At 42.3% G+C, this 16,702-nt stretch carries 13 protein-coding genes; 8 read left to right on the top strand and 5 right to left on the bottom strand.

Going from position 1 to position 16,702, the window contains the following annotated elements:
* Window positions 1–104 precede the first annotated feature (104 nt).
* Together nhaA and BLR84_RS01345 are read right to left on the bottom strand one after the other, a co-directional pair.
* The gene (gene nhaA / locus BLR84_RS01350) at window positions 105–1,331 is read right to left on the bottom strand and encodes a Na+/H+ antiporter NhaA (RefSeq protein WP_090463260.1); all 1,227 of its coding nucleotides are present in this window, start codon (window positions 1,329–1,331) and stop codon (window positions 105–107) included.
* A 72-nt stretch (window positions 1,332–1,403) separates the two neighbouring features.
* Window positions 1,404–2,933, bottom strand: coding sequence for an ammonium transporter (locus BLR84_RS01345; protein ID WP_090463258.1), 1,530 nt, complete (start codon window positions 2,931–2,933; stop codon window positions 1,404–1,406).
* Between the two features lie 347 nt (window positions 2,934–3,280).
* Here BLR84_RS01345 and BLR84_RS01340 point away from each other — a divergent pair, with 347 nt between their 5' ends.
* The 7 genes from BLR84_RS01340 to BLR84_RS01310 all read left to right on the top strand — a co-directional run bounded on the left by BLR84_RS01340 (window position 3,281) and on the right by BLR84_RS01310 (window position 11,349).
* Window positions 3,281–3,463 (top strand): hypothetical protein, encoded by a 183-nt coding sequence (locus BLR84_RS01340; protein WP_090463255.1) that lies wholly within the window; start codon window positions 3,281–3,283, stop codon window positions 3,461–3,463.
* A 330-nt stretch (window positions 3,464–3,793) separates the two neighbouring features.
* Window positions 3,794–5,329: a SulP family inorganic anion transporter gene (locus tag BLR84_RS01335; RefSeq protein ID WP_090463252.1), complete on the top strand. Its 1,536-nt coding sequence runs from the start codon at window positions 3,794–3,796 to the stop codon at window positions 5,327–5,329.
* Between the two features lie 714 nt (window positions 5,330–6,043).
* The gene (locus tag BLR84_RS01330) at window positions 6,044–6,247 is read left to right on the top strand and encodes a helix-turn-helix transcriptional regulator (RefSeq protein WP_090463249.1); all 204 of its coding nucleotides are present in this window, start codon (window positions 6,044–6,046) and stop codon (window positions 6,245–6,247) included.
* Window positions 6,240–6,563, top strand: a complete 324-nt coding sequence (locus BLR84_RS01325; RefSeq protein ID WP_090463246.1) for a HipA N-terminal domain-containing protein — start codon at window positions 6,240–6,242, stop codon at window positions 6,561–6,563. Before BLR84_RS01330 ends, BLR84_RS01325 begins: the two co-directional genes overlap by 8 nt.
* Before the next feature lie 3 nt (window positions 6,564–6,566).
* Window positions 6,567–7,490, top strand: coding sequence for a HipA domain-containing protein (locus tag BLR84_RS01320; protein WP_090463243.1), 924 nt, complete (start codon window positions 6,567–6,569; stop codon window positions 7,488–7,490).
* A gap of 437 nt (window positions 7,491–7,927) precedes the next feature.
* The gene (locus tag BLR84_RS01315; RefSeq protein ID WP_090463241.1) at window positions 7,928–9,091 is read left to right on the top strand and encodes an ATP-binding protein; all 1,164 of its coding nucleotides are present in this window, start codon (window positions 7,928–7,930) and stop codon (window positions 9,089–9,091) included.
* Between the two features lie 818 nt (window positions 9,092–9,909).
* Window positions 9,910–11,349: a sensor histidine kinase gene (locus tag BLR84_RS01310; protein WP_176851910.1), complete on the top strand. Its 1,440-nt coding sequence runs from the start codon at window positions 9,910–9,912 to the stop codon at window positions 11,347–11,349.
* Window positions 11,350–11,366: 17 nt separating this feature from the next.
* Here the strand turns inward: BLR84_RS01310 and BLR84_RS01305 are convergent, their stop codons facing one another.
* Window positions 11,367–11,738 (bottom strand): response regulator, encoded by a 372-nt coding sequence (locus BLR84_RS01305; RefSeq protein ID WP_090463235.1) that lies wholly within the window; start codon window positions 11,736–11,738, stop codon window positions 11,367–11,369.
* A gap of 352 nt (window positions 11,739–12,090) precedes the next feature.
* Here BLR84_RS01305 and BLR84_RS01300 point away from each other — a divergent pair, with 352 nt between their 5' ends.
* Entirely contained in the window at window positions 12,091–14,094 is a 2,004-nt protein-coding gene (locus tag BLR84_RS01300; RefSeq protein WP_090463232.1) for a sensor histidine kinase, read from the top strand.
* 80 nt (window positions 14,095–14,174) lie between these two features.
* Here the strand turns inward: BLR84_RS01300 and BLR84_RS01295 are convergent, their stop codons facing one another.
* Together BLR84_RS01295 and BLR84_RS01290 are read right to left on the bottom strand one after the other, a co-directional pair.
* Window positions 14,175–14,543 (bottom strand): response regulator, encoded by a 369-nt coding sequence (locus tag BLR84_RS01295; protein WP_090463226.1) that lies wholly within the window; start codon window positions 14,541–14,543, stop codon window positions 14,175–14,177.
* 40 nt (window positions 14,544–14,583) lie between these two features.
* Window positions 14,584–16,554: a sensor histidine kinase gene (locus BLR84_RS01290; protein WP_090463223.1), complete on the bottom strand. Its 1,971-nt coding sequence runs from the start codon at window positions 16,552–16,554 to the stop codon at window positions 14,584–14,586.
* Between the last annotated feature and the right edge of the window lie 148 nt (window positions 16,555–16,702).

Genomic DNA, 16,702 nt, shown 5'->3' with positions numbered 1-16,702 from the left:
CCCCAATATACAGATAAAGCCCCGGTTGATTAGTCCGAAGCTTTAAGTGGTTTCCCTTATTTCCCTAATAAAGACCCAAAACAAGATATATAGTAAAATATAACTTATCCTAATTCTAGTTCCAGCTTGCCTTCGACTGTTGAAGGGGCTTGCTCTGTTTCACCTGCATGTTCAAATTTCATGTTGACGCTGATGATCATAAAATAAGCCATGCTGAATATTAATGACAATAGAACGCTGACTAATATGGCAACCTTAGCGATATCCTGAAAAGCTTCCGCTTTAAAAGCCAGCATGGTGGTAAATATAGACATCGTGAAACCGATGCCTGCAAGTGTTCCCATCCCGAAAACCTGCTTCCATTCCACATTACGCGGTAAACTGGCAACTTTGCAGGCCACCAGTACTCTGCTGAACAGAAAAATGCCGATGGGTTTGCCAATCACCAGGCCGAATATGATACCCAGACCAACGGTAGTACCTAACGAATTTATGATATGGTCCGGCAATAATATCGCCGTGTTTGCTAATGCAAACATCGGGATGATGAGGAAATTCACCCAGCGGTGTATAGCCTTTTCAATTTTAGGCAACTCGGCAACGGGTGTGGCGAAAGCGACCAAGACACCGACTATGCTTGACTCTATTCCCGAATTAAAAAATGCATACCAAAGCGCAAGGGAAAGTACAATTTGCACCGGTCCGAATTTTATTTTGGCATAATTGACAGCGAACAGTGCTGCATAGAGTAACGCACCGATTCCTAAAAACATCCAATTGATATGTCCGCCATAAAATAGCGCGATAACAACGATAGCCCCGAGATCATCGATAATGGCCAGCGCCATCAGCAGTATTTTTAAACCAACAGGTATTCGCTTACCCAGCAAGGAGGCTATACCAACAGAAAAAGCTATGTCGGTAGCGGTTGGTATCCCCCAGCCGTGCAAGTAGCTGGTATGCAGGTTAAAGGCGACGAATATCAATGCGGGTACGGCCATGCCACCGAGTGCGGCCCCAAAAGGGAGTACCGCCTTCTTGAAGGATGAAAGTTCACCGCTCACCAGTTCGCGTTTGATCTCCATTCCGGCCATTAAAAAGAAAAAAGCCATCAGAAAATTGTTGATCCAGCTTAAAAAGTTTTCCGGTAAGGGTATAGACGAAAGGGTTAACAGGTCACCATGCCAAAACTGTTTGTAGGCAGTGGCGAATCCCGAATTAGCCAGGCACATAGAAAATACGGTGCAGGCGATTAACATTAGGCCGGTAAAACGGCTGTCGTTAATCAGGATCCTTAATGGATTGATGGCTTTTAATAATATCCTTTTCATATAACGTTCCCTTTCCTTTTAATGAAATTACCTGCCTCTCGCAGGCAGGTAATTTTCAACTTTCAAACTTAATTAATCGACGTAGCCCAAAACACCCATTTCTGGTATGTCCAATCCGGCAACTTCGTCTTCCGCTTTAACCCTGATCGGGGTTATTTTATTTGATATCTTAAAGAAGATATACATCACCACAAAAGTGTAAACCATACAAGTAATGGTGCCGATAACCTGAGCGCCAAGTTGGCTTGCATCGCCATAAAACAGGCCTTTTACCGGGCCGGCAACACCATTCCAGCCATCGCCGTACGATCCGTCGGCAAATAAACCCAACGACAATACACCCCACGCTCCGTTGGCACCATGTACAGCGAACGCGCCAACAGGATCATCTATTTTAAATACATTATCCATTAAATGAATAACCAATACCACTAAGGCGCCGGCAATTGCCCCGATAATTACCGATGAAATGGAATTAACGAACGCGCAAGGGGCAGTTATAGCTACAAGTCCGGCTAGCATACCATTGGCAAGCATGCCCGGGTCTGGTTTCTTTTTTTGAATGTAAAGGATAACAAGAACAGCTAAGGTACCGGCCGTACCGGCCATCATGGTATTTACAGCGACAATAGCGATGCGGAAATCTGTACCGGCCAAGGTTGAACCGGGGTTAAAACCGAACCAGCCCAATGCCAGGATAAATGTACCGGCTAATGCCATTGGTATATTATGACCAGGGATTGTATTAGCAGTGCCGTCGGCATTGAACTTGCCGATACGCGGGCCAATAATAATGGCCCCAGCCAATGCAGCCATACCACCTACAAGGTGAACAACTGATGAGCCTGCAAAATCAACCATGCCATGGCCTAAATGGAAATTGGCACCTAATTGCGATAACCATCCGCCTCCCCAAACCCAGTTGCCATATATTGGATATACAAACATGGAGATGAATAAACCGAAGATAAGGAATGATTTAAACGACCATCTTTCGGCCATTGATCCTGTTGGTATAGTAGCGGTTGTATCCATAAACACCATTTGGAACAGGAATAAGGTAAATACACCTACATCATATACTTTGCTATTCAGGAAGAAGCCTACAGAGCCTATTAAGCCGAATGTATGACCAAATAATGTGACGGTATATTCACTTGGAATAACACCAGGCGCTCCCCCTAAAGTGGCTGCATTCAATCCGCCGCCAAACATAAAAGCAAAGCCACATACCCAAAAGCCGAACATTCCAAGCGCGTAAACCAAAAAATTCATGCCCATTGTGTGGGCGACGTTTTTCTTCTGTGTAAAACCTGTTTCAACCATCGCAAAACCAGCCTGCATAAACATTACGAGGAAACCTGCTATTAGGGTCCACACCATGTTGATGGCAATTTTGTTGTGACCAACGGCATCTCCTAATTCAGCGGAGGTTGGAGCGCCGGGTTTTGCGGCGGTAACATCGTTAATGGTGCCGGTTTTGGCACCCGTAGCATCCTGTGCAAAAGAGCGGACAGGCTCAATTAAAACAAAAGCAATAAGTAAAACCATACCTAAAACCAAGTATGAGGGGATTTTTTTTTGTAGAATTTTAATTTTCATTGTTAAGTGGTTTAGTTAGTTTGAATTTGAGTGGTTTTTTAAGCTTTTTTTAATATATAAAGTATTTTAATGGTTGGTAATTAATCTTTTTTACTTATTATTTGTGATTTATGCTAAAAGTACGCAATGAAATCAGATGAAAAGCTTAGAAAAACCTTAGAATTTCAATTAACATTCATTTTAAAATCAGCTATGGATAGTTTTATAAAAGATTTTCGGCTTTAATGTGTTTTTGATATAGTCTAAATGATGTAAAATGTCGTTAAAATTCAAAATTCACTGTTGTTTTAATGAAAAACATATAAAATCGACGACCATTTCAATAAAATTCCATAATTCAAACAAAAATGATAGCTACAATCGCTAAAATTGCGCTGTTTTTGTGCATAATTGCCTTGCCCCTATTGCCGACCCAGAAAAGAAGGCGGGTTAAGCTTTCCAAAAAGCAGGCAACGGAAGAACGATCAAAGTATGCCGTTAACGAGGATGGTTATATTGAGGTGAGTAAAGAAAAGGAGAAAGAGCTTTAGATAAGATTATGATTTATAGCTCAATAACTTCACATTTTAAGATAGACATAGCCAAGTGCCTGATAATGATTTGAAATAAGGTTCTTTTAGGCCTTTTTAAATTAAGATTTACGGAAACTTAAGCCGAGAAACAACATGTACCAATTTTGCTTACCCAGGGGCTGTTGTAGGGTTCTAAAACTTTGGTAAATTTGTGGCATGGCGAATCGTTTCATTTCCTGTACACCGGTTACACCGCCCTGAGTCTTTTATTTTTACAAAGTCTTGAATCAGCACATTTCCGCTGTTGTTTTCTATTGCTACAATCTTTAAACTTCTTAACTAACAAGGATGAAACCTTATTTACGGCTTTTTGACTTTTCGCAAGAAATTAATTATAAAAATGAAATATTAGCCGGTTTGACGGTCGCCATGACTATGATGCCCGAATCATTGTCTTTCGCTATTCTGGCTGGTTTCCCTCCATTGGTTGGCTTGTACGCCGCTTTTATTATGGGATTGGTTACTTCGGTATTTGGCGGCAGGCCCGGTTTAATTTCCGGCGGCGCGGGTGCAACCGTAGTTGTTTTGATCGCTCTCATGAAATCAAATGGCTTGGACTATGTCTTTGCGGCGGTTGCTCTGGCTGGCGTTATACAGATTTTGGTGGGCCTATTCAAGTTAGGAAAGTTTATCCGCCTGGTTCCGCAACCGGTGATGTATGGTTTTGTTAATGGTCTGGCAGTTATTATTTTCATGGCGCAAATAGAGCAGTTCAAAACAAATATCGGTGGCCATGAAACCTGGCTGACTGGTCAGCCATTGCTTATCATGGCAGGTCTGGTTTTGCTGACTATTGCTATTGTCCTTATATTACCACGAATAACAAAGGCAGTTCCGCCATCATTGATAGCCATTATTGTCGTATTCCTGATTGTACTTGTGTTTGGTATCCCTACTAAAACAGTAAAAGATATAGCTGCAGTAAGCGGAGGCTTTCCACCTTTTCATATCCCTGCAGTTCCTGTTAATATCGAAACTTTAAAAATCATTTTCCCTTATTCTCTTATAATGGCCGGCGTAGGATTAACAGAGGGGCTACTAACATTAAATTTAGTGGATGAAATGACGGCTACACGCGGTAGTGGAAACCGGGAATGTCTTGCTCAAGGTAGTGCCAATATATTAAATGGCTTTTTCTTTGGCATGGGGGGATGCCCGATGATAGCTCAAACCCTGGTAAATCTTTCTGCAGGAGCAAGGGCAAGGCTTTCGGGGATCATAGCAGCCTTAACTATCCTGGTCATTATTCTTTTTGGCGCACCCATTATTGAGCGGGTTCCCATGGCGGCACTTACTGGCGTAATGATTATGGTAGCAGTAGGAACATTTGAATGGATAAGTTTCAGGATCGTCAACAAAATGCCTACACAGGATGTATTTGTAGGTGTTTTAGTTGCTTTGGTCACTATTTGGCTACATAATCTGGCGCTTGCTGTATTAATTGGCATAATTATTTCCGCATTAGTTTTTGCATGGGAAAGTGCTAAACGTATAAGGGCCAGAAAATATTTAGATGCGAATGGCACCAAACACTATGAAATTTACGGGCCTTTATTTTTTGGATCGGTGACCGCGTTTAATGAAAAGTTTGACATATTGAATGACCCGGAAGTAGTGATAGTCGATTTTAAGGATAGCCGGGTTGCGGACATGTCAGGAATAGAAGCATTGAATAAATTAACCGAACGCTATCGAAAAGCCGGTAAAAAATTACACATAAGATATTTAAGTGAGGATTGTCGTTTGCTGCTTAAAAATGCGGCCGATGTTATAGAAGTGAATATTTTAGAAGATCCGGCTTATTATGTAGCTACGAGTGATTAGGCTTACTTTTTTTATTGCTAAAACGCTTTTCAATATTTTATACTTCGTATAGTAAGATTTGTAAATAATCTGCATCAAAAAAAATTGATTGATAATTCGGAGTGTAAAGAATTTAAACCAATGTACAGTATTGAAAATCAAATTATTATGATTTGAGATTGATGTCCTCCACTACGTATCGAGAAGGGTATAGCAATGTTTATTTAGGGTTGGCATTATCGGAGAATCCGAATGCCGGAATAACACCTCAAGGGTAATACAAGCGGGCCGTTTTGTCCGCTTTTCAGTGGCTGGCCCGCCCTTTACATGTTATCTGGCTCGCGCTTTTGGTGCTTACGTGGTGAATAAGGTGCGCTTGTTCGTTGGTGTTTAACCAAGTAGATACTTAATCAAATAAAACGGACTAACCCTGATTATGTGAGTTTTTTTGATCGGATAACAAAGTGAGGGTAAAAATTTTTAATTGTTGTGACTGAATGCATGGGCTAACCTGCAACTAGTTAAACAATGAACTAATTCGTAATAGTAATTTACTGGAAAATGTTCGCTGGTTTATTTTTATTCAAATACTGGTACTTAGAGAACCAGAATTGGATTTTTTTAAACTGACCGCTAATCCCGATAGGGTATAATTGTGATATTAATAGAGGATATAGTCCCGATAGGGTATAGTTAATAAATTAAAGTTATATTTGTACCCGAAGGGGTATAAATATGTTGTCTGAATATTTAAAGAAAAAAAGGAAATCACTAAATCTCACACAGGAAGACCTGGCATCTAAAGCGGGAGTCGGACTTAGGGTCGTTCGTGAGATGGAACAGGGAAAACCAACATTGCGGATGGATAAAGTGAATCAGGTGTTGATGTTATTTGGCGCAGAACTCGGAGTGGTATTAAAAGTAAAAAATGATGAGTAGGAAAGGTTTGGTGTATTTTCAGGACACGCTGGCTGGTGTACTAGCGGAAACTGATGATGGTTACGAATTTGCTTACCAGGCTGATTATTTAGCGAATAAAAACGCAAAACCGGTGAGCTTAACGCTGCCATTGTCAACCCGGAGATATGAAAGTAAAGTATTGTTTGCTTTTTTCGATGGCTTGATACCGGAAGGTTGGCTGCTGGATTTGGCAACAAAACACTGGAAGGTCAAAAGCAATGACCGGTTTGAATTATTACTATTAACATGCAGGGATGCAATCGGAGCTGTAACGGTTATTCCCGAAATAGATTAAGCTATGGCAAATTGTTGGTTTTGTTATCAGGATGCAGGTACATCGTCTTTTCATGAAAAATGTTCAAAGCGTTTTTTTGGTACGGCTAAGGTACCTGAGCTGGAATTGAATAATAAACTTTTGAAAACGTTGGGCGAACAGACCATCAACGAAAGGATCGCTGTGACCGGAGTTCAGCCCAAGCTTTCTGTTACCCTGAAAAAGACGAAGGAGCACAACCGTCTGACTATAGTAGGACTTTGGGGAGAATACATACTTAAACCACAACATCCTGGTTTTCCGGAAATGCCGCAATCAGAAGATCTGACTATGCATTTGGCAAGCCTGTTTAAAATGCCAACTTGCGATCATACTTTAATGGAGGCATCAGACGGCAGTTTGGTTTATCTTGCCCGTAGATTTGACCGGGTGAAAGGCCATAAGGTTCACATGGAAGATTTCTGCCAGCTTTCTGAATTTTTAACAGAAAATAAATACAAGGGATCTTATGAAAAGATCGGTAAGCTTATCCTGAAATACTGTACTCAAACTGGTTTTGATGCGCTGACTTATTTTGAAATGGTGTTATTTTCTTTTTTGACAGGCAACAATGATATGCACCTGAAGAACTTCTCTGTGCTGTACGGGGACGAAGGAGTAAGCCTAAGCCCTGCCTATGACCTTTTAAATGTAAATCTTGTTAATCCACAGGACGATGAAGAATTGGCCCTGACAATAAACGGCAAAAAGAAAAGAATTGGATTATCTGATTTTGACGTGTTGGCAAGAAGTATGAATATACCTGAAACCGCCGTTCGGAATACCTATAACAAATTTTCCTCCGGTAATAAGGAGGTTGGTAAGATGATTGAAGCATCATTCCTGAGCCCCGAAAAAAAGGCACTATACCTGGAAATTTGGAATAAAAAGCAACGGTTGTTTAATTGACAAGTCACAGTTATACATTGTGGATTTTCCTCCTGGTGAGAAAAAATAAAATCCTTATTCACCGCGGTCGCGAAGATAGCCCACGCCGGAATCAAAGGTCAAGGGTACACAAGCGGGCCGTTGTGTCCGCTTCCAGCGGTTGGCCCGCCCTTGACATTTGATCCGGCTAAGCGCTTTTGTTGCTTAAGCGTTGAATAAAGCTCGGTTGTTCACAAGCTTTCCTATTTCTTGTAATTACATTAAAAAGTGCATTAAACTACACTTTTTAATGTAAACCTTATACTTTGCAAAGAAGCCCAGCAAAAAGTGCAGTATATTGCTCTTTTATAACGTAGATTATCTACAGAAGCCTTTTTCATGTATATTGCAAATTAAAGCTATGTAAATTGAAAGTTTTCGCCATGTAAATTGTAAATTTGTCTGTTATTTTATAAGAGATGAGCAAATTTATACCAAGACAGATAGCACCTATTATTAAGGCCCAACAAACAAAATTTCCTGTTTTAGCTGTTACTGGTCCCCGCCAATCAGGTAAGACAACTTTGTTAAAAGAGCTTTTTAGTGATTACCGTTATGTAACATTGGAAAATCCAAATACACGTTCATTTGCTTTAGAAGATCCTGTTGCTTTTTTGAATCAATATGATCAGAAAGTTATTCTGGATGAGGTCCAACGAGCGCCAGCTTTGTTCTCTTATATACAGAGCAGGGTTGATGAATCAAAAATAATGGGACAATATATCCTATCTGGCTCACAAAACTTCCATTTATTAAACAGCATTACCCAAACCCTTGCAGGCAGAGTAGCCTTATTCAAATTACTCCCTTTGGATTTTACTGAATTAAAGCCTGGTGGCTTATTAGCAGATTCCTATACCCGAACCTGCGTTAAGGGTTTCTATCCGGCTATTTTCGACAGGGATATTGACCCTGTTATTTTTTATGCAAATTACATTCAAACCTATATAGAAAAAGATGTAACAGAATTAATGAATATCAGGGACTTGAAACTTTTTCGGACATTCTTAGGTTTGTGCGCAGGGCGTGCGGGGCAATTATTAAATTTCAGCGCCTTAGCTAATGAGTGCGATATTTCACATACAACCGCTAAAGCTTGGTTATCTATACTCGAAAGCAGTTATATTATATTCCTTTTGCAGCCTTATCATCAAAACTTCAATAAGCGCCTGGTCAAAAGCCCCAAGTTGTATTTTTACGATACCGGCTTGTTAAATCATTTGTTAGGAATAAGAACTGCTGAAGAATTGGAAGAGAACAGATTGAAAGGGCACATATTTGAGAATATGATACTGGCTGAATATCAAAAAAAGAACCATCACTTATATCTGCATCAGGATTATTATTTCTGGCAGGATAGTAATGCGCATGAGGTTGATCTGCTGATGACAAAAGGGCAAGGCTTTTCCATTTTTGAGATCAAGGCAACTCAAACCATTACCACCGGTTTATTCAAAGAAATGGATCGTTTTGAAGAAATTGCAGCTCCAGCCGAAGTAAATAAAACACTGATCTATGGCGGTTCTGAAAATGAAAAAAGAACAAAATATAATGTGCTAAGCTGGAAAAATGTTTCAGAATAACCGTGTACTTTAATTAAGATTTACGGTCAATCCCCCAAAATGGTTATACTTTTTACCATGATTTCAGAGAAAAATTGCCCGAAAAACCGAATGCCCTTGTGCCCTGTTATTTTTCAAAATATTTTATCCCTCAAATCTCATTATTCACATTCCAAATTTCGGGGACTTAACCTGAATATACTAAAGCATAAGGAGTAATTTACAACTACGGGTTATAGGGTTTGTTACAGCGATCTGTGTTGAAATCTTGATTTTGGCTGGCATTAAAGGAGAATCCGAATGGCGAGGATGCAAAGCAAAGTGTCCGGCCTCCGCTTTAATTCCCATATTCACCACGGCCGCGAATATAGCCCGCCACCGGGTAAAATGTAAAAGCTATGCAAAGCGGGCCTTGTGCTTGTTCTCCAGCGGTGGCCTTGACACTTGTATGGACCGAAGTTCACTGAATCATGGATCGCCAATGCCCAGTATCTCTATAAGAAAGGTTAATAAGGCGTTGTAGTTTGAGCGGGCAAATTTGGGGGTGATGATCTCAAACGCGCACTGGTCTGCCGGAAAGGGGTAATGCTAGGTGCAAGTAAATCAGGGCTTACCGAAACCCTTCATAAAATTGAAAAGATTTATGTAGAGCGAAATGTCTGGGTCAGCTGCATCGAAGATGAAATCCTAACCGTTCATGGTTTAATCCACAAATTAATCTTCTTATCAAGTTATGAGCTTCTTACCAGGAGGTAAAAAAATAAGAAAGGTTGCTTCGGATGGTATCAAACACTTTAGGTCCTAAACGTGTTTATTACAAGTTGATAAATCGTTTGTCTATGCAACAGAAAACTGATCCCCAGGATTTCGAGAAAAGATTTCGGGAATGCGACGATAAATTTAATACCATATTTAAACGTACCAGTGCAGCCAGCAAGATAATTGGGCGAGATCTGACCATTTTAAAGGTCAATGACGCACTGGCAGAATTAATGGGATACAGCGCAAGTGAAATTGAAGGAACCAAGATCCTGGAACATGCCTGTGAAGACTATCGCAAGCATTGGCATGAGTTACAAATGGAATTATGGTCAAATGAGGTTCCTTTTTTTAAACTCCAGGCCTGTCTTTATAAAAAAGACAAATCCCTTGTATGGGTAAACGTTACAACTATCCTTTTTGAGGATCAGGGCGAAACCTATGGATTCACCGTTCTCGATGACATTACCGCGCTGAAAGATTTCGAAGAAAGTCAAAAACGGTTGAACATGGCTTTGAAGTATTCAAAAATGGCAGTTTGGCAAATGTCATTAAAAAACAATGCGGTTCACCGTTCCGAAGGGCACGATGAACTATTTGGCTATGACAGTTTGCAGCCACAATGGACAATTGAAAGTTATCTGCCACTGATATTGGAAGAAGACCGCCCTAAGTTTTTGTCGGCAATCCGATCACTTCCCGACCATAAATCGATGGATCTTCAATTACGGCTTATAACAAAGGATGGATCGCTTAAATGGGTGAATTTTCAGGGCAAAATAGAAGATGATCCTTCCGGTAATGCCGACAAAGTATTGGGAACAATAGCAGATATCACAAGGGATAAACTGGCCGAGCGGCACAAAGACGATTTTATAAGTATCGCCAGTCATGAGCTCAAGACGCCGATTACCAGCTTGAAAACCTCCCTTCAGCTTCTCGCCAGGATGCAGGAGGGCTTACCAGATAGGCTAAAAGCATTAGTAGTCCAGTCCAATCGAAGTGTGGATAAAATTGTTGTCCTGGTTAATGATCTGTTAAATGCCAGTAAGACATACCAGGATCAACTTAACTTGAAAAAGACGACATTTAATCTGTACAAGGTTATCGAAGAATCCAGTGGACATTTGCGCCTCGAAGGTTCCCATGATGTAGACATTAGCGGCCCTTCAGACCTGATGGTTACTGCTGATGCCGAACGCATTGAAAGGGTCATTATTAATTTCCTGAGCAATGCCATTAAATATGCTCCAAACGCCAGGAAAGTTAATATCAACATCGAAAAGATCGGGGCGGAAGCAAAAGTATCGGTTACAGACTATGGGCCGGGGATACCGGAAGCTAAGCTTTCTCTTCTGTTTAATCGCCATTATCAGGCGGGTAAATTGGATACTCAATATACCGGGCTTGGGCTTGGACTATTTATCAGTTCTGAGATCATTAAGAAACATGGGGGAGCAATCGGGGTGGATAGCAAAGTAGGTTCCGGAAGTACCTTCTGGTTTACCATCCCACTTTAGGTGTGCCTTACGTCGCTTTATTCTTTTTCTGACTTGTTTATATATTTGTGAACTATAAGATATAAAAGGTCCAGGTCAAAAGGCTTCCTGATATAGGCGTCGAACCCGGCTTTATCGAAGTGCTCATGAATATTGCTGTTGCAACTCATCGCAATCACCGGAAGGTAAGGGAATCTGGATTTTATCGCCCGGCACATATCAATGCAGTTATCTCCGGAAAGTCTGTAGTCCAGCATTACGAGATGCGGCCGTGCCTGATCGATTAAATCAATATAGTCACTTTTGCAATTTTCAATGGGACAAATAATAAAATTTTCCAGTTCCAGTGCAACTGTTAAGGCACGCATCACGTCTGCGTCCGTTTCCTGAATAACTATGGTTTCATGCATCAAGAAGGCAAATTAGATGTAGTTTCGAATGGAAATAATTAAAGTTAAGAACTATTATCAGTAATTGCCAATTACTTTCTTGGTTACCCGTAATTTGGATCTCTGGTTATAGAAAGCTATCACAGCAAGGTAAGCGGCTTCTGTAGCGGCCAGACGTATTGACGTTCAGATCAGCCGCCGATTCCTTCGTACCTGGTACAGGAACGTCTCAGTTCCCGATGGTTCACCTTAAAGATCAGTTTTTAATTGTTTAAACAAATGTTGCAATAGTTCGTTAACTCATTGCCCCTGGCAGTCCGGGGTACGAATTTCGCTTTTTTAGAGTACGGTAAATGCTTTCACTCGGTCCAATATGGAAAACAAGTACGAATTATACTTTGAAGGCGGCGGCGAAATGGGCGCTTTGATCCGTTCTTACGATTGGGCATCCGGTGACCTGGGACATCCAAATACCTGGTCACTAAACCTGCTGAACACCATCAGCATTATGCTGAACTCCAGGTTCCCAATGTTCTTATGGTGGGGACCGCAATTGATTCAGTTCTATAACGACGCCTACAGGCCCAGCCTGGGAAATAGTGGTAAACATCCGAGAGCATTAGGCCAATGCGGTGCCGATTGCTGGAAAGAAACATGGCCTACGATCAAGCCATTGATCGACCAGATACTCATAGGAGACGGAAGTACCTGGAATGAAGATCAGCTTATACCTATTTATCGAAATGGCCGGTTGGAAGATGCTTACTGGACATTTAGCTACAGCCGGGTGCTGGACGCATGCGGCAAAACCGGCGGGGTCCTGGTGATCTGCACAGAAACAACCAAGAAAGTAAATGCCTTTAATGAACTGTTACAGGCTAAATCGGAGCTGGAGTTTGCAATAGCGGCTGCCGAATTGGGTACCTGGGACCTTAATCCTGCCACCAACCATTTTACCTGTAATGAACGACTGAAATCCTGGTTTGGGCTACCTGCAAATTCGGAGTTACCCCTATCGCGCGCAACAGAGGTGATAGCAGAAACGGACAGGCAAAGGGTAACCGATGCTATTAGTAGCGCGATGGCCTTTGAGTCAGGTGGACGATATGACATCGAATACACTATTCTTAATCCCGAACTGCAGGAATCACGTCTGGTTAAAGCAAAAGGTCAGGCGCTGTTTAACGAACAGCAGGAGGTAAAACGGTTCAGTGGTACACTTCAGGACGTCACTGGTGAGCGTAATGCTATGCAAGAGCTCAAAGACACTAACAGAAAACTTGAAATGGCACTTGAGCAATCCAGGCTGTCCAAGACGGCAGCGCAACTGGGGACCTTCGACCTGGATCTTGTTAATGGTACGATGGAATGGGATGAGCGCTGCCGCATGCTGTTTGGGATTACCCACCAGGATAGCGTATCCTATAGTCACGACTTTCTAACCGGACTGCATCCAGAAGACAGGGACAGGGTCAGCAAGGTGATTGAAAATCTTTATAACAAATCGGTTAGCAAAGGGGATTACGATATCGAGTATCGCACTATCGGTGCAGCGGATGGCAAATTGCGCTGGATAAGGGCCATTGGAAAAGTATTTTTCAACACCGAAGATGTTGCTGTACGGTTTATCGGCTCTGTGCTCGACATTACAGATAGAAAACTGGAAGAACTACGCAAGGATGACTTTATCAGTATCGTCAGCCATGAGCTGAAAACACCGCTGACGACCCTTAGTGCAATGATTCAACTGCTCAAGCTCAAACTTGAAAGTGATACTGAAGCGCTCATACCCGGAGGAATAGATAAAGCATACAGGCAGATCAAAAAAATGAACGTATTGATCAATAGTTTCCTTGATGTTGCACGTTTCCAATCCGGTAAGATGGATATGAATCGCAATCATTTTTACATCAGTGAACTGGTAAAAGAGATGGTAGACCAGGTAGTCTTCACCGCCAACGGCACACATTCGATAGACATTACCCTTTGCGAAGATATCCTGGTATATGCCGACAGAGAAAAGATTGGCTCTGTCCTGCTCAACATACTCAGTAATGCAACCAAATTTTCTACCCAAGGCAGCAGCATTGAAATCAGATGCTATAAGGAAGGCGACGAGGTAAAGATATCTGTACGGGATGAAGGTTATGGAATTTCGCCTGCGGACCAGGAGCGTCTTTTTGAAAAATTTTACCGCGTCCGTAATAAATTCACCACCAACACATCAGGTTTTGGTATTGGCCTGTACTTGTGCCGGCAGGTGATGGATGACCATAACGGCCGGATACAGGTAGAAAGCATTGAGGGTAAAGGATCAACGTTTTTGCTGGCGCTGCCAAAGGCGACTATCCCCACTATAAGCTATGGGGCGAATTGATCAAAAACCGATGCAGTAAGCAAGAATCCTCGACACAACAATTTATATTATATTTCAGCATTTGCATCCATGTTCCCGGATCACGAAGCCATCATATATTCATCAACTTTCGCCTTGAAAAGATTGATGTCAAAAGGCTTGCTGATAAATCCGTCGCTATGGGCATTTTCCTGCATTTCCCGCTTGCTCCGGTGTGCTGACATCAGCAGAACCGGAATATGGGTGGTTGCTGCATCCTCCTTCAGTTGCCGGCAGATTTCGACGCCGTCGCCGTCCGGCAGCATAATATCGAGTACAATTAAAGCCGGTAATTCCAGGGAAAGGCCTTTTTTAAGCGTGTTAACATCTGGAAACAGTTGTACCTGGTATAGGTCATCTTTTAGGATATAATCAATGAGTAACCTAATGTCCTCATCGTCTTCAACAACAAACACTTTTTTCGTGGACATAAAATTTCAGTTATACTTAATATACGTGTATAAGGCTGTTTTAGTTTGTAAAAGCTGGTAGAGAAAATGTAAATGTCGCTCCATGGCCCGGGGTGCTTTCTACCCAGATTCTCCCGCCGTGCCGGTCAATAATGTCCTTGGATATATAAAGCCCCAGGCCGAGCCCCGAGGTCTTTCGCTCCTGTTCTTTAACACGGTAAAACTGGCTAAAAATGTGCTGCTGGTTTTCAGGCAAAATACCGGGGCCCTGGTCCTTCACAGAGATTCGAATCTCATTCCCGGTCCTGATAGCAATCATGCTTACCTCCCTGGCGTCCGGCGCATACTTCACGGCATTACCCAGTAAATTGGTGAGCACCTGTTCCAGCCGCATCTTATCGCCCGAGACCAAAAGCTCTCCATCTGCCGCCATTTTCAAATTATAGTGGGGATGGGTCTGCTCAAACGTATCGGTTATTTCGTCCAAAAGATCCGAAAGATCAAAAGGTTCAAAATTCAACTGTAGTTTACCGGCCTGGATTTTAGATATATCAAACAGGTCATTGACTAACTCGTTGAGTTTGGCCAATTGCTTCAGTGCCTTTTCTGCAAAACTTTTGGCACTACCATCCGGAACCATTCTTTCTAATATCTGCAAAAAACCGCTCATCGAAGTCAGTGGCGTCTTAAGCTCATGGGAGGCCAAGGCGATAAATTCATCTTTTTTATTACTCAAATCCTTTACTTCCTCAAAGAGCCTGGAATTATCTATGGCAACGGCAGCCTGTGAGGCTACGGTAACAACCAGGTCTTCATGCTCTTCTTTAAAAACGCCAGCTTGTTTGTGGCCAAAAAAAAGCCCGCCGATAACTACGCCCGAATGAGTAATAACGGGAACCGCCAGGTAGCTCACAACCGGCAAATGGCCTTTGGGCATGCCAAAATATGGCGAATTTTTTCCATAACGCGGATCTTTTGTAATGTCATCAACCCGGACAACGTCTTCGCCGCTAAAGGTCGGATGGAAAACAGCCGTGTTGCGGGGCATGGGAAAGTTTTCAAAAGCAGCCCGTGGTGCCCCGGAAATGGTATAAAGCCAATAGGATTCACCGCCTTGGTCTACCCGGTTATAGAAGAAAGCGCCGAAATCCGCGCCGGTAAGCCTGGTCGTAGCATCGGTTACTCTTTGCAAAATGTGTTGCAGATCAAGGTCCTCGTTAATGCTTTTACTGATCGAATTAAGGATTTCCATACGCTCCATGCTTTTAGCGACGGACCGCTCTGCTTCTTTCTGCGCTGTAATGTTCCGGGCTATTTTGGAAGCCCCGATGATTTCGCCGGCTTTGTTGAGGATGGGAGACACCGACAGTGATATGTGCAACTGTTGTCCCCCTTTGGTCCTGCGGATAGTCTGGAAATGATCTACCTTTTTTCCGGCACGAATGTTTCCGATAATTATATCTTCTTCATTCAGACGCTCCGGCGGTATTAGTAATGAAATATGTTGACCAATAGCTTCCTGCTCCGTATAGCCAAACATTTTTTCTGCGCCGATATTCCAGCTGGTGATGATGCCCTGTAGGCTTTTACCAACAATGGCATCGTCCGAACTGGCGACAATGGCAGCCAGCCTGGCCTGCTTTTCTTCGGCAGCATTTTCTTCGATGATATTGCGGGCAATCTGTGACGATCCTGTAACTTGTCCCTCCTGGTCCCGGATAGGCGAAATGGTTATAGACACGGGGATTTCAACGCCTTCCCTGGTTCTGCGAATCGTTTTAAATTGCCCGATCCGTCTCCCCTCCATAATATCACGCATGATGTCCATTTTTTCCTGCTGCCTGTCCTCAGGGATCAGCAGGTAAACAGATTCATCGATTATTTCCTCATGGCTATAGCCGAATAGCTGTTCAGCTGCCGGATTCCAATGGGTGATCCGCATATCAAGGTCATGGCAAAATATCGCGTCGTCAATGCCTTCAAATATAGATTGCAGGGTTGATAATTCTTGTGAATGCTGGAGTCTGGCCATTACTATTCGGTGCGGCCAGAAAACGGCATTATCTGTTCAGTGGCTCTTTTGTTTGATTTAATCTAATAATAACCTTAAAAACACAGAAAGGTTTTAAGCCCTTAAAAGAGGCCAGGCCGATGAAAATCTGGCAGCGAAGCTGTAAATT

The organism is Mucilaginibacter sp. OK268, from assembly GCF_900103125.1.
GTDB lineage: Bacteria > Bacteroidota > Bacteroidia > Sphingobacteriales > Sphingobacteriaceae > Mucilaginibacter.
This window is presented reverse-complemented; position numbering and strand designations above follow the sequence as displayed.

Excerpts from the sequence above, each read along its gene's own strand:
- BLR84_RS01300 (WP_090463232.1), top strand. The coding sequence starts at position 12,091 with ATGGAAAACAAGTACGAATTATACTTTGAAGGCGGCGGCGAAATGGGC.
- BLR84_RS01325 (WP_090463246.1), top strand. The coding sequence starts at position 6,240 with ATGAGTAGGAAAGGTTTGGTGTATTTTCAGGACACGCTGGCTGGTGTA.
- nhaA (WP_090463260.1), bottom strand. The coding sequence starts at position 1,331 with ATGAAAAGGATATTATTAAAAGCCATCAATCCATTAAGGATCCTGATT.
- BLR84_RS01290 (WP_090463223.1), bottom strand. The coding sequence starts at position 16,554 with ATGGCCAGACTCCAGCATTCACAAGAATTATCAACCCTGCAATCTATA.
- BLR84_RS01335 (WP_090463252.1), top strand. The coding sequence starts at position 3,794 with ATGAAACCTTATTTACGGCTTTTTGACTTTTCGCAAGAAATTAATTAT.
- BLR84_RS01295 (WP_090463226.1), bottom strand. The coding sequence starts at position 14,543 with ATGTCCACGAAAAAAGTGTTTGTTGTTGAAGACGATGAGGACATTAGG.
- BLR84_RS01310 (WP_176851910.1), top strand. The coding sequence starts at position 9,910 with ATGCAACAGAAAACTGATCCCCAGGATTTCGAGAAAAGATTTCGGGAA.
- BLR84_RS01315 (WP_090463241.1), top strand. The coding sequence starts at position 7,928 with ATGAGCAAATTTATACCAAGACAGATAGCACCTATTATTAAGGCCCAA.
- BLR84_RS01330 (WP_090463249.1), top strand. The coding sequence starts at position 6,044 with ATGTTGTCTGAATATTTAAAGAAAAAAAGGAAATCACTAAATCTCACA.
- BLR84_RS01345 (WP_090463258.1), bottom strand. The coding sequence starts at position 2,933 with ATGAAAATTAAAATTCTACAAAAAAAAATCCCCTCATACTTGGTTTTA.
- BLR84_RS01340 (WP_090463255.1), top strand. The coding sequence starts at position 3,281 with ATGATAGCTACAATCGCTAAAATTGCGCTGTTTTTGTGCATAATTGCC.
- BLR84_RS01320 (WP_090463243.1), top strand. The coding sequence starts at position 6,567 with ATGGCAAATTGTTGGTTTTGTTATCAGGATGCAGGTACATCGTCTTTT.
- BLR84_RS01305 (WP_090463235.1), bottom strand. The coding sequence starts at position 11,738 with ATGCATGAAACCATAGTTATTCAGGAAACGGACGCAGACGTGATGCGT.